General features: G+C 62.1%; 11 protein-coding genes. 4 read left to right on the top strand and 7 right to left on the bottom strand.

Annotated elements, in window-relative coordinates:
* The first annotated feature begins 361 nt into the window (after positions 1-361).
* Both VGN82_RS08310 and VGN82_RS08305 read left to right on the top strand, forming a co-directional pair.
* On the top strand, positions 362-1,297 hold the full coding sequence (locus tag VGN82_RS08310; RefSeq protein WP_327526542.1) for a LysR family transcriptional regulator: 936 nt from the start codon (positions 362-364) through the stop codon (positions 1,295-1,297).
* A 340-nt stretch (positions 1,298-1,637) separates the two neighbouring features.
* Positions 1,638-2,264 (top strand): tyrosine-type recombinase/integrase, encoded by a 627-nt coding sequence (locus tag VGN82_RS08305; protein ID WP_327526541.1) that lies wholly within the window; start codon positions 1,638-1,640, stop codon positions 2,262-2,264.
* A gap of 106 nt (positions 2,265-2,370) precedes the next feature.
* Here the strand turns inward: VGN82_RS08305 and VGN82_RS08300 are convergent, their stop codons facing one another.
* Positions 2,371-2,616, bottom strand: a complete 246-nt coding sequence (locus tag VGN82_RS08300) for a hypothetical protein (protein ID WP_327526540.1) — start codon at positions 2,614-2,616, stop codon at positions 2,371-2,373.
* Positions 2,617-2,768: 152 nt separating this feature from the next.
* Positions 2,769-3,335: a YybH family protein gene (locus tag VGN82_RS08295; protein WP_327526539.1), complete on the bottom strand. Its 567-nt coding sequence runs from the start codon at positions 3,333-3,335 to the stop codon at positions 2,769-2,771.
* A 70-nt stretch (positions 3,336-3,405) separates the two neighbouring features.
* Between VGN82_RS08295 and VGN82_RS08290 the strand changes: the two genes are divergently transcribed.
* Positions 3,406-4,344, top strand: a complete 939-nt coding sequence (locus VGN82_RS08290) for a LysR family transcriptional regulator (protein WP_327526538.1) — start codon at positions 3,406-3,408, stop codon at positions 4,342-4,344.
* A 94-nt stretch (positions 4,345-4,438) separates the two neighbouring features.
* Here VGN82_RS08290 and VGN82_RS08285 read toward each other — a convergent pair whose 3' ends face one another.
* From VGN82_RS08285 to VGN82_RS08265, 5 genes are all read right to left on the bottom strand, one after another.
* Positions 4,439-5,911, bottom strand: a complete 1,473-nt coding sequence (locus tag VGN82_RS08285) for a DUF1254 domain-containing protein (RefSeq protein ID WP_327526537.1) — start codon at positions 5,909-5,911, stop codon at positions 4,439-4,441.
* A 127-nt stretch (positions 5,912-6,038) separates the two neighbouring features.
* Positions 6,039-7,340, bottom strand: a complete 1,302-nt coding sequence (locus VGN82_RS08280; protein ID WP_327526536.1) for a DUF1214 domain-containing protein — start codon at positions 7,338-7,340, stop codon at positions 6,039-6,041.
* Between the two features lie 297 nt (positions 7,341-7,637).
* Complete coding sequence (locus VGN82_RS08275; protein WP_327526535.1) at positions 7,638-9,179, bottom strand: DUF1254 domain-containing protein; 1,542 nt, start codon at positions 9,177-9,179, stop codon at positions 7,638-7,640.
* 71 nt (positions 9,180-9,250) lie between these two features.
* Positions 9,251-10,729, bottom strand: coding sequence for a DUF1254 domain-containing protein (locus VGN82_RS08270; protein WP_327526534.1), 1,479 nt, complete (start codon positions 10,727-10,729; stop codon positions 9,251-9,253).
* Between the two features lie 33 nt (positions 10,730-10,762).
* Complete coding sequence (locus VGN82_RS08265) at positions 10,763-11,338, bottom strand: SMI1/KNR4 family protein (protein ID WP_327526533.1); 576 nt, start codon at positions 11,336-11,338, stop codon at positions 10,763-10,765.
* Positions 11,339-11,500: 162 nt separating this feature from the next.
* On the opposite strand from VGN82_RS08265, the gene VGN82_RS08260 reads away from it, so the two are divergent.
* Positions 11,501-12,517 carry a helix-turn-helix domain-containing protein gene (locus VGN82_RS08260; RefSeq protein ID WP_327526532.1) on the top strand — a complete coding sequence of 339 codons (1,017 nt, stop codon included), beginning with the start codon at positions 11,501-11,503 and terminating at the stop codon, positions 12,515-12,517.
* Positions 12,518-12,832: the final 315 nt, after the last annotated feature.

Here is a 12,832-nt window from a genome sequence, read left to right as displayed (position 1 = left end):
ACGGCGATGTCCGCGTGACTTGTGACAGGAGGGTGCGATCCGGAAATCGATCCGGCCGATTGGCGATGTCGGTCTGGAGTAGCCGCTCAGTAACTGGCGGGTGCGGCCGTTCGCTTGCCGTAGGTCCCGGAACTCCGCCAGGAGCTTCCGTGCCCGAGTGCAGTTGCTGCCCGGCGATCCCTGCCGATTGTCCTCGATCCCATCGTCTTCTCCCCGGCCGGGCGTGCTGAGCCACTTGTTCGGGCCAGCTTCATCCGAAAATCGCTTCGCGACCCTAGAAGGGTAGCGCTCCCATCTGGTAATACAATTCGCAAAATCCTACAGATTGGTTGGGTTTTCTAACCAGCGGGAGACCGGCGCAATGGACGTCATCGGCAGCATCAACATGAAGGTTCTCCAGACTTTCCTGGTGGTCGCCGAAAAGGGCAGCTTCCGGGCTGCGGCAGAGACGCTCAACCGCTCCCATTCGGCGGTCTGCGCCCAAATCATGCAGATCGAGGCGCAACTGGGTGTCCCGCTTTTCGAGCGGACGACTCGCAGCGTGAAGCTCACCGTGGAAGGGAGCCATCTCCGCGACAGCGCGCGGAAGGCCTTCTACGAGATCAATCTCGGTCTGCGGCGCATCCGTGAGGAGAGCGATGCCAAGCGGGGCCAGCTATCCTTGGCCTGCTCGTCGCATATGGCATCGATCCACCTGCCGCCGGTGCTGACCGAGTTCGTGCGGACCTATCCGGGCATAGCCGTCACGGTTAGGGAGTTGACATCGCGGGACCTCTACGAGGCGCTGCGGAACAAGGAAGTCGACTTCGCTGTTGGCCCCGAGGACGAAGACGCCACATTCGATTTCACGACCGTGATGGTCGAGCCCCTCCAGGCCTTGGTACCACATCACTTTCTCGATCGCCCCCGCGACAGCATCACCCTCGCCGAATTGTCGCGGCTTCCGATGCTTGTGCAGACCCAGGCCACGGCAGTCCGCAGGCTCCTCGAGGATGCCTTGCAGAAGCAGGGCCTGGAGATATCGACGCGCTACCAGTTCATCCAGGCCGAGACGGTTATCGCCATGGCGGAAGCGGGCCTGGGAGTCGCCGTACAGCCGGCGTCGCGGCTGAAAAAAACCACTCTCAGCGCGACGGCTGTTTTGGATCTGACGGAGCCGCGCATCACGCGCAGTATGGCAATGATAACGCTACGCAAACAGAACCTGTCCCCGGCCGCGCAAAACCTCGCCGACAAGATCGTTCAGGATGTTCGGAAGCGGACTGATTTCTATGGAAGCTCCGACGCTCAGCGATGACGGGGAGATCCTGCGGTTCTCGATTTCGACTAGGATCGGTATTGAGGCTTTCGGCGACTGCGCAGCATTAAGCGCACCTTCAACGTCTGGTTATCTGACAGAACTAATTCCAGGTCGCCGATCTATCATTCGCAAAGATACTCTAGCTACCACTATCCACGGCCGACCGCTTCAATCGAGCCACCGAGCGGCACTCGATGTCTGCTTTTGGGACAAGCACCTATGTCGACTTATGGCGCAGGGCGCGCTCCTCGCTGCGGTTTCGGCCAAGAGGCGTGAGAGCATCACCCGTCTTTGATAGAGTATTCGTGGATGCGGCATCCCAAGAGGGGGATCTGCCATGGATATCCAAGCGCAGAACCAACTACCCCATCAGGCTTGGAACCTCGGGCGCATCATCGGACCGAAACCACCTCTGAAGCCAAAGCACATCTGGGCCTTGCGGACGCGGCTTCAGCATGAAGGGCGTACTCGCGATCTCGCCATGTTCAATTTGGCAATCGACAGCAAGCTGCGCGGTTGCGATCTTGTTCGCCTTCGGGTCGGAGACGTTGTCCTCGGAGGCACTGTTCGCCTCCGAACCGCGATCGTTCAACAGAAGACCGGACGGCCGGTACCATTTGAACTGACGGACTCAGCCCGGGAAGCTCTTAACGCCTGGCTTAGAAAGCGAGGTTCTCGCGAGGATGACTGGCTCTTCCCGAGCCGCAGCCGACCTGGCGACCATATCACCACGCGCCAGTATGGTCGTCTCCTCGACACCTGGGTGGCTCTAATCGGTTTGGATCCGGCACTCTACGGAACTCACAGTCTCCGCCGAACGAAGGTCGCGCTGATCTATAAGCGCACCGGCAATCTGCGCGCCTGTCAGCTTTTGCTCGGCCATACAAAGCTGGAAAGCACCGTACGCTACCTCGGCATCGAGGTTGACGATGCGCTTCTCCTCTCGGAGCAAACAGACCTATGACACTTGGCACGGCGGGCATCCGCCGTGCCATATTCACCTGTCAGCCAACGCCCCCCAAGGGTCGTTGGCTGACGTCGCCGACGCACCACGCTATCCAAGGTCCCGGTCATTTTGGCGCCAGCGCAGCTTCTAGTTCGTCTTCGAGTTCCTTGAGAAGGCGCCGGTACTCTTCGACAACGCCAAGATCTCTCAGTCCCGGCTTTTGTGCCCAGAGAGCCATTGCGACGGAGGCGGCTTCATAGTCTGCGCAGAGCTCCAGCAATAACGGTTCGCTGACGGTAGCAAGAGCGTAGCGCCGCTCCGGCCAGCGGAGCTGCAGCCGTTCCAGTCCGCGTAACTGCTCTGGAGTCATGGGTATCTCCAAAGCCTGTCACCCTATCTGCGTTAAGCGGTGCCGCTATTGGCCTTTGGGGAACCAAGCCGCCCGTCGCTCTGACTCATGGCACGGGCGCGATGACAATGTCCGCAACTGGCGCAGGCGGCCCATGAACCGTCTTGGCGGTCTCAACTGCCTCGCGCGAGAGCCGCCGCTCGCTCCAACGCGATTGGTGGAACAAGCGGGTCAGCATGACGATGGGCCAGCCGCCATTCGGCGTCTTCTCGTCGATAGACCAGGGTGACGCGCAACGGCCAGTCCTGCGCAGGCAAGCCACCGACCTCGGCGTATGCATGCTCGATCAGAGCAAGGACCACCATGTCGGCCGAACCGTAGGCCTGGATGACCTGCTGCTTGAGCTTGCCGTTCCTGAAGAACCGGCTGATCGCATTCCAGGTCTCGTCGGTGATGTCCCGTCCGCGAGACGGCTTGCCGCCGAAGGGGGACATCAACGTGAAATCGTCCGAGAGCGTGATCAGCGCCCGGTAGGCACCGACATCGCCACGCAACAGCGCAGCGTTCGCCTCTTCCGATCGCTGCACCAGATCCGTCACCGCAGCGTCGATTGAAGCGTTCCCTTCCGATCGGGCTGCCCCGGCCAGAAGACATGGAAGCCCGGCGGCGCCGGCCGAAAAGACAAGTCCGCGTCGGGTGCTTTGCATGGGATTCTCCTGCCGGTTCTGTTCGAAAGCCAAAACTGCTCAGGCTTCAGCAAGGAGGCTCGCAGCTTGAAGACAATGAATCCAATGATATGATTTCAGCTAGATGCTGAATCAGATTGACCTTTCGCGTATCGATCTCAACCTGCTGATCCTGTTCGAAACGGTGTTCGATCAGGGCCATGTGGGTCGATCGGCTGAACAGCTCAGCCTCTCCCCATCCGCTGTCAGCCACGGGCTAGGTCGACTGCGCCGTCTGCTCAATGATCCGCTTTTCATCAGAACGCCGAAGGGCGTTGTCCCAACCGACCGGGCGGTCGAACTCTCGGCATCGATCGCGGATGTGCTAGCGCGCGTGCGCGCCATCGTTTCGACGGCCGCACCCTTCGATCCAGCGACATCGACGCGCCGCTTCAGCATCGGCGCGCCTGACGGCGTCTCGGCGGTCTTTCTGCCGCCTCTGCTGCAAAGCCTGCGCGAGGACGCGCCCGGGCTCGAGATCAGTGTGCGTCAGCTGCTGCCTTTGCAGGGGGAAACCACTCCGGATCGAGCCTGGCGGGAGGCTTTCGTCGATCTGGAAACGCGGTCCCTGGACATCGCCATCATACCCAGCGATGGCATTCCGGCCCGCTTCCATCAGCAACTCCTCTATGAAGAGGACTTCGTGATCGCAATGCGTGGAGGAAACCCATTCGCCGAAGAGCCCACGCTGGAACGATACTGTCAGGCACAGCACCTCGTGGTCTCGCTGAGTGGCGACCCGTATGGTTTCGTCGACGAGGCTCTCGCCAGAATCGGGCGCTCCCGCAGGACCGCGCTGACCGTTCCGAATTTCATGTTCGCGCTCGCCACGCTTGCCGAGGGTGACCTGATCTCGGCGATACCGAGGCGGTTTGCTGCACTCCACGGCCCGCGCTTTGGTGTGGTGAGCCTGGACGCGCCACTGCCTCTGCCCCGCTTTCGGCTCAATGCGGTCGCGCCTAACGCTGCAATTGCGGATGGGGGGATCGCATGGTTGCTGGACCGCTTGGGTAGCGCGGCGTAAGCGGAGCTCGTGCGGCCGAGCTTTAGGTCTGCTTTCGGGCAGAGGCTGAGAGTCAGCTTGTGGCGCTTGGCGGCGTTCAGACCGCCGAGATCGATTACATTGCCTTCTGCACGGCGGGTGGCACCCAGCTTCCGTCAACGACGGGCGTCTTGGGCCAGTAGGCACGCAGATAGAGCGTGAAATCGCCCTTCGGCGCCGGAAGCCAGTTCGTCCGGAGCGCCTCCGCGGGCGGCTCGGCCTGCACATGCAGCGTCAATGACCCATCGTCGTTGTACTTCAGCGTCTTGTTCTTGGTCCCGAGCGAGTAGCGCTTCATGTCGTTGGGCACGAAGAAGTGTTGCGCGTCGTAGAGGGTTAGCGACCAGAACCCATCGACCGGAGGCGTCTGGCCCTTTGGAAAAGTGACCGTGTAGCGGCCGGCGCCATTGAGCCGTGCGCCCGCACCATCGAGGTCCTGGTAGAAGTACTTTGTTTCCCGGGGCGCGTTGACCAGGATGTTCGATTTCGCCACCGCCGTGCGTGAGAAATAGTCAGTCCCGAAGGTGGCATTGTTGGCGGTCGTGCTCCAGTTGTTCCCGACCTGGAGGCCCCAATTGCGGAACTGGAGGAGCGGGTCGATCAGCTCCTTCTCGGCCTTCGCGGCTTCGTCAGCCAGGGCGGCCTTGATCGCCGGGTTCGCCCTGGCCGCTTCCAGGACGGCGCGGATTTGGGCGTAGCGCGCTTCTTCTCCTGGAAGGGGCGGTGCATCGGCGAGAACGGCCGGCAATTCGTCGAAGAACTTGTCGGGGAAGACCCATCTGGTCTCGTTCGCGCCATCGTCCCCGGTCGGCGACTTCAACGTCGGGAGCTTGCGCCAGTCGCGCTCCTTCATCTTTCCGTCGAACTGGGCGAGCGGATACATGTCGATGCCCGACAGCACCGGCTGGATCGCCTGCCGGTCTTCCGCGCTGTCGTCCATGAAGACACGGGGCACGACGAAGCCGGTGCTCGTCTTGGCGCGGAACACCTGCGATACGCCCTTCGGTACCTCGCCCTTCCAGTTCGGACCGACGAGCAGGTAGAAGCCCGGCTTGGTTCCGTACATGGCGCCGATCTCGGCGAAACCATCCGTGCGCAGATCGACGATCTGGTAGACCCAGAAGCGCGAGCCGAAGTCCGGCACCTGGATCACTACGGGTGTCTCGTCCAAGGCCGCGATACCGCCGCCATAGGCGACGTCCTGATTGGGGCAAGCGACCCAGCGCTGCTGTGCTTCGACATAGTCATGCAGCATGGCCAGGCTGTTGAGAGGCGCGAAGGGCAGCACGCCATTCATCAGTCCGACTTCGGGCGCCGCTTTGAAAGCGAGACGCCGATTGTAGATGTTGACCATGGGCCAGGCCCAGAAATAGGCGTCGCGGGCGACCATCCGGGCATATGGCTCGGTAATCTTGACGCGGGCATCCGGTCCGGATGGCAGGGCGAGCGTCCACGCGGGTGAAGGCTGGACCGTAGTCTGGGCCAGAGCCTGAGCCGCGAAGAACGCCAGGACCGTGCCGCTCGCGACCAAGATAGCTGTTCTTGCCATGTTTGCGGATCCTTACGTTTTGATCGCAGGAATAGCGTCCAGAGCTCCGTTCACCGACGCAAAGGCGGCATGAGCGATCAGGGCGATGGCGAGACGGCGCGTGGCCATGATGGACTCTGCGCTATAGTCAGCGTTTGACCAAGGCTGGCGGATAATAGGTGCCGTTCGCCACGCCTTCGGTCGGGCCGTAGTAGCGGAACGTCAGGCGGTACACCGACCCTTTCGGCGTCGGCAGCCAGTTCCCGTCGGGCGCGTCGGCCGGCTTCTGATCGGCGAAGTACAGCGTCAGCGAACCGTCGGCATTCAGTTCCGGCTTGGTCTCGCGGTTGAGAAGAAAGCGGTTCTTGGCGTTGGGCAGAACCCGGAAGCGCTCCCCGTCGACCGCGATCACCGACCAGAAATAATTCGCGAATTTGGCCGGTAGTCCCTCCTTCGGGAAGGTGAGCGTGTAGACATTGTCGCCATTGAGCTGGGCACCGGAGGCATCGGTGTTGGAGCGGTAATAGAGGACTTCCGGCTTGATGTTGGCCCAGATGCCTCCGTAATTGACGAGAGTCCGTGTCAGATAATCGATGCCGTATTCGCCAACGACGCCCGGACGAGCCCAGTGATTTTGAATGGTTCCGTGGCCGATCCGGGCACCTGCAGCACCGAAGTCAGCGAACGCCTTGGTACGGATGACCTGATCGATGCGCGAGCGTTCGCCCGGGGCGCTGGCCAGCTTGGCGATCGCCCGGACCTTCTCTCGCATCGGCTCCAGGCCAGTATTGATGTCCGGCTCGCTATCGAGAGCGACCGCCGCCGCATCGAAGGCCTCGACGCCGGGAAATTGCTGGAGCTCGAAGATCGGCGTCTTCGGAATGTCCGGCAGCGCCGGACTGCCGGTCGCCCGAAGTTTGAACTGGTTCTGCAAGGCGACCGCCTGGGTCCAGTCATCGCCCAGCTCAACCCGTGCCAGGATGCGCGCAAGCCTGACGGGAAGATCGATGCGGACGGCATCGGCGGGAATCTCGGCCTTGGCGCCTCGCAGGCAAAGGGCGAATTCGCCCGATGGCCGCGTCGGAAAGAGGCGCTCGTTGATATTGGTGAGCGTTTCGCCCCAGCCGTTCAGAACCTGGACCGTGAAGTAGCGTTTCTCCACCTTTGGCACCGAAACGACAGTGCAGCTCTTGTCGTCGACGGCGACCCACGCCTCGGAATAGGCCACGTCGAGGTTGGGGTTGGGCCAATCGACCGCGCCGGGCTTCTGATGCACAAGCTCGTTCCACTTGAAGCCACTCTGGAAATCGAGCTGCTGCTGGCGCGTCACAAGGAGACGGCCGAGCAGGTAGATGTAAGCGTCGCTGATCTCCTGGTCGCTGAGCTGTGAGGTTTGAGCGGATACTGCCATCGGAAACGACAGAAAGGCCGCTATGATTGACCTAAGCATCACGCCCTCCGGATCTGACTTTCAGCGGCTTTCAGTTCCTTAGATGGCGTCAAGGTGACTTTCCGACGCCTTGGCGTCAAATAGCCGGGACACCAACAGCGTCGAAGCCGGAGATGGGCCAGAATTCGGAATGTCCGCTTCCCCGCAATGGCCCAACGTCAGCAATTGGCGCAGGGCCGACGAGTGGCCGAAATCCAATCGCAAGGACTTGGATTGGGTCGGAAGCGGACATCAGTTCACTGCCCGGAAGCGGACGCCTTGCCAAGAGAATCCGGCAGGGCGCCCGTCGGATGCTCCTTAGCCCGTTTTCCTGATGACCGGCGGCTTCCACGAGCCGTCGAGGATGCCCTGCTTGCCCCAATAGGCGCGGATGTAGAGCGAGAAAGTTCCATCCGGAGCAGGAATCCAGTTGGTCTCCTTGTCGCCTCCGGGAGATTTCGCGCCTGCATAAAGCGTTAGTGAACCGTCGGCATTGCGCTTCAGGTTCTTGTTCTTGGTGCCGAGCGAGTAGCGCTTGAGCGGGTTCGCGTGGAAAAGGTGCTTGTCGTTGTAGAGCGTCAGCGACCAGAAGCCGTTGACCGGTGGCTCCTGTCCGGCTGGGAAGGTGATCTCGTAACTAGTGCCGCCGGTGAGTTGGCCCCCCGCACCGTCGAAATCGGTGTAGAAATACTGCGTTTCGTTCGGACGGTTGTCGAACATGTTCGATTTCGACGTGCCGGTCCGGTTGTAGTAATCGATGCCCCATTGGGCGTTGTTGGTGGAGCGGTTCCAACCGTTGCCGGCCGCGTGGCCGTTGTTCTTCCAGAGGAAGAACGGATGGATGATCTTCTCCTCCGACTCCACCGCCGTCTCGACGAGGAGCTTCTTCAGCTCCGGATCCTTCGCCGCCAAGGTCATCAGCAGGCGGAACTGGCCATACATCGCCTCCTCGCCGGGTAGCGGATCGACATTGTCGAGCACCTCGCCGAACTGGTCGAAGAACTTCTCCGGCACGACCCATTTCGTTTCGCCGCTGCTGGCGTCCTGCGGCGGGGCTGGGATATTCGTCACCTTCGCCCACTCGATCGTCTTCATCTTGCCGGTGAAGTCCTTGAGCGGATAGACCAGAACCTGGTTGATGACCGACTGGATCGCACGCCTGTCCTCGGGCGTATCGTCCTGGAAGATGCGCGGAATGGCATTGGCGAGGCGGGTCGAGCTGCGAACGACCTCGGTTATGCCGGCCGGCTTGCGGCCCTTCCACTTCGGGCCGACCAGCAGATAGAAGCCGGGCTTGGTCCCGTAAGGTTTGCCGAGCCGACCGAACTGGTCGGTGCGCTGGTCGTAAAGCGCATAGACCCAGAAGCGGTTGCCGAAGTTCGGCACCTGGATGACGACGGGCTCCTCGTCGAGATCGAAGAAGCCGAGGCCATAGACGACATCCTGATTGGGACAGGTCACGAAGGTCTCGGACGGCTCGATGTAATCGTGCAGCATGCCGATCTGGCCGCGCGGCGCCGCCGGCAGAATGCCGCCGACCAGTCCCGGGTACGGCGCCTGCGTGATCCGGTTGCGCCGATTGATCATGTTCACCATCGGCCAGCCCCAGAGATAGGCCATCTGCGCGGATGCGCGCGCATAGCCAGGGTGCATGTCGATGTTCGTCGCAGGCTGCGTCAGGCTCGCTGCTCCGCCGGAAGCAGGCTGCGCCTGCGCCGCATCGGTCGTGGCGGCGACGGACGCCATCGTGATTGCCACAGGAACGGCGACGCCGGTTCCCATCGCGGCCAAAGACGCAGCACCAAGGCTGCCCTTCATAGCGTCGCGGCGCGTGGTGGTCAGATCATCGAAGATTTTCATCGAGACACTCCAATCTTGCCGTCAAGAAAGGGGCTCGGGAGCGTTACCTCGAGCCCCTGTGATGTCGGCGATCAATTCAGCTTCACGACGTCGTCGGGCTTCCAGCTCTGGTCGAAGAACGAGACGCCGGTGCCGTAGAGGCGGACCATGGCCAGGAAATTCCGGCCATTGACGGTCTGGATGAAGTTCGTGTCCGGCGCATTGGCGGGCTTTGACGGTCCGAACCAGAGATCGACCGAGCCGTCGGCGTTCTTTGCCACCGCTTCGTTCAGGCTGTTGATCGATGGCATGAGCTGCGGCGTCTCGACCATCGTCCCGTCGGTGACGTTGTAAAGCGTGACGGCCCAGAACAGCGCCGCGGGTGCATCCGGCGGCAGACGTAGCTTGTAGCTGTTCGAGCCGTTCAGGAACTCGCCCTTCGAATCCTTCAGCGCGAAGGGATACTTGGAACCCGCGCCGAGCGTGCGCATGACCATCGCGGAGGCCGAGGAATAGGCGACCTGGAAGAAGCTCGCACGCTGCGTCACGTCGAGATAGCTATCCTGCATCCACTCGGCCGTGGCGCCGGCCCACGAGTTCAAATACTGCCGGTCCTTGTAATAGAGGTCGCGCCCGTCCGGCCGGCCGAGCTGGCGCTCGGCCAGGATCATCTTCGGCGCGGTCTCGACTGCCTTCTTCAGAAGATCCTGCTGCTTCGTGGTCGGGCTGAAGGGCTGGCCCTTGACGATGCCGATCGAGGCCAGCACCCCGCGTAGTTCAGGGTCGATCGCCGAAACCGGCTCGTAGTCTACGAACGCCTTAAGCTTGGTCCAGTAGCTGTTGTCGACCGGGTACATCATATGGATGCGCTTGCCGCTGGCGTTCGGGAGCTGCATCGGCTTGACGTCCTTCTCCATCGCCCAAAGCGGGTAGATGCGCGTCTGCTCGGCGAGCGCGACCGCAGCCTTGGGGTCCGGTGCGGTCGGCCCCTTGCCCATGACCGATCGGAAGAACAGGAAGACGTTGTAGGTCTTCGACTTGAAGGGGAAATAACCCTGCGGGATCTCGCCGTCATAATCCGGGGGCAGCAGGAGATAGAGCCCGCCGCGCGCCCGATCCGGCCCTATCAGGCCGACATCGGTGATGGTGCGCTGGAAGAAGTCGGTGAACATGCCGATGATGTTCGGCGGAGCCGCGACGACGAGCGGGCCGGTCTCCTTCAGGTCGAGATAGCTCATCGAATAGATGACGTCGCCATTGGGCGTCGGCACCCAGGTGCGCGAGTCCATCCGGTCCTTCCACATCGGCAGGACGTTGTAGCCCTTGCCGAAGGCCGCCTCCGAGCCGTCGCGCATGCCGATGGTGTTCAGCGCGGGCAGCATGGTGATGTAGGCATGGACCGCGCGCTGGTAGAACAGCTCGTCACGCAACGTTTCGGCTTCCGCCTGGGGCAGCCAGTTGCCGTTGTTGAGCTGCTTGACCAGGGGCGACGCGTCCTGGGCCATGACGGGGGAGATCGAAAGAACTGAAGCCATCGCGGCCACAGCGAGCAAGCTTGTCTTCAACTTCATCGTGGTCTCCTTTTGTAACCCGGCCGACATTCATCAGTCGCTCAACCCGTCGTAACCGGCGTCCAGATGCCAACCGCCGGCATCGAGGCCGGTCGCGACGCGCGACAGGAAGTGAGAAAGGCTTGGTGCGACGACCGTGCGTTCCGGCCGGTCGTAGAGAAACCAGATGATCTGGCCGTAACGCTCGGGGCGCTCCAGGCGCAGGTCGATGCAGTAATGGTCGCCGCGCGGTGCGCCAAAGAGCGGCAACCAATCAGAGGACCATGCCACCGCCTTGAGGGCTGACCGGCCATTGCCGTTCGCGACCAGGCGCAGAGCGTCCGAATTGTCGTAGCGCAGGCAGAGATCTTCCCAGGCCACCGCGACGAGATCGAGCGGTAGCCAGCGCTGGTTGAGATAGAGGGCCGGCGCCCCTTCCGGCTGGCCGTCATGCGCGGCATAGAGAGCCCGCACATCCGGTGGCAGCAGTCTCCCGAGCTTGCTCTCGATCCGTTCCACCGTAGCCGCCGCGGCTGCCGGGCGAAAGATCGGCAGGCGGTCGGGATGGTTGCGGGCCACCCACGCCTCGATGCGCGTCAGCGGCTGGACTGCATCAAGCGTGATCGACATGGCAGCCCTCTGTTCAGAGCGGAGCGGTTCGATATGTCGCAAGGTAAGCTGATCGCGTGGGAGCCTAACGACGCCACACCCGGCCGCAAGACCACGTCCGTGCCAAAAAGTTGACTCAGCGTGCCAACCGCCCGCGATTTTGCGTCATGCCGGGAGATTGCTGTGAAGTCTTCGACCATCGACAGCAGTGAATTCTCGACCCGGCAGTTCGAGGAATGGCGCGAGAGCATCGCCGTGGTCTTCGATGTGGAACGGCCCGTCGAAGACAGTAGCCAACCCTTTGCCGCAGATGTGCGGGCCTTTCAGCTCGGCGACATGGTCGTCACCGACGCAAGGCTCGGCGAGCAGCGGTATCTCAGATCTGCTGCGCGGGTTCGCCGTGACGGCATGGATCACATCGTCCTGAACCTGTATCGGACGGGCGGCTGGCGAGCGCAGACGGCGCTGGGCGAATTCGAGGGAGCTGCAGGGCAGGTCTCCGTGCTCGATCTCTCCTGCGAACTTGTCAGCGACGAACCGACCTCCGATCTGGTCGCGCTCTTCTTGCCCCGATCACTGCTCGATGACCGCCTCCCCAACATCGGAGCTCTGCACGGGCGTGCACCTTCTGGCCCCTATGCGGCCCTGCTCGCCGACTACATTGATCTGCTGGCGCGGAGGCTGCCGAACCTGCCAAGAGGAGAGGAAAAGGCTCTCAGCAACGCTACCTGCGAGATGCTGGCAGCCTGCCTGGCTCCCTCGCTCGCCAACATCGAAGCTGCTCGTCCCGGGTTGGAATTGCTCGTGCTGTGCCGCGCGAAACGCTTTATCGACGCGCACCTCGGCTCGGAAGAGCTGACGCCGGACGCGATCTGCAGTGCTGTGGGCGTGTCCCGTAGGACGCTTTACAGGGTGTTCGACCATGAGGGCGGTGTGCAGCGCTACATTCAGGTCAGGCGGCTGGACCGCATCAAGACAGCGCTGTCCGACCCGAGGGAGACGCGACGCATCCTTGATGTGGCCTCGGATTTCGGGTTCTCGCGCGGCGATCACTTCGCCCGCGCCTTCAAGCTCCAATACGGGCAGTCCGCGCGGGACCTGCGCGAAATGGCGCGCCAGAGAACGCCGGCCATCGAAACCACGGAGAGGCCAGCTGATGGCCATGGCTTCGATGCGTACATTCGTGAACTCCACCGGTAGCGAGCCACCAACAAGCGGACGAGGTCAGCGTCCAATTTGTTCCGGAAGTGGACACGCTGAGCGACCGCAAATGGTCGAGATGGCCATTCAGCCTGCAAGTTTGGAATGTCCGGTTTCGGGCGGCGAGCCAATGTCGGCTAGTGGCGCACCGCGACCTCCAGCATCCGCCGCTCTGAGAATGACCGGCTTGGGTGGATTCCCGGCACGAACCGAATGTTTGCATATGGCGCCCCGGCCGTGGTGCAGGCGTTCCACACGATCCAGACGCGCCGCATTTCCGCCCCTTCGACCGCGCCACGAAAACCACACTCTTCA

The organism is Allobosea sp. (assembly GCF_035999205.1).
Taxonomy (GTDB): domain Bacteria; phylum Pseudomonadota; class Alphaproteobacteria; order Rhizobiales; family Beijerinckiaceae; genus Allobosea.
This window is presented reverse-complemented; position numbering and strand designations above follow the sequence as displayed.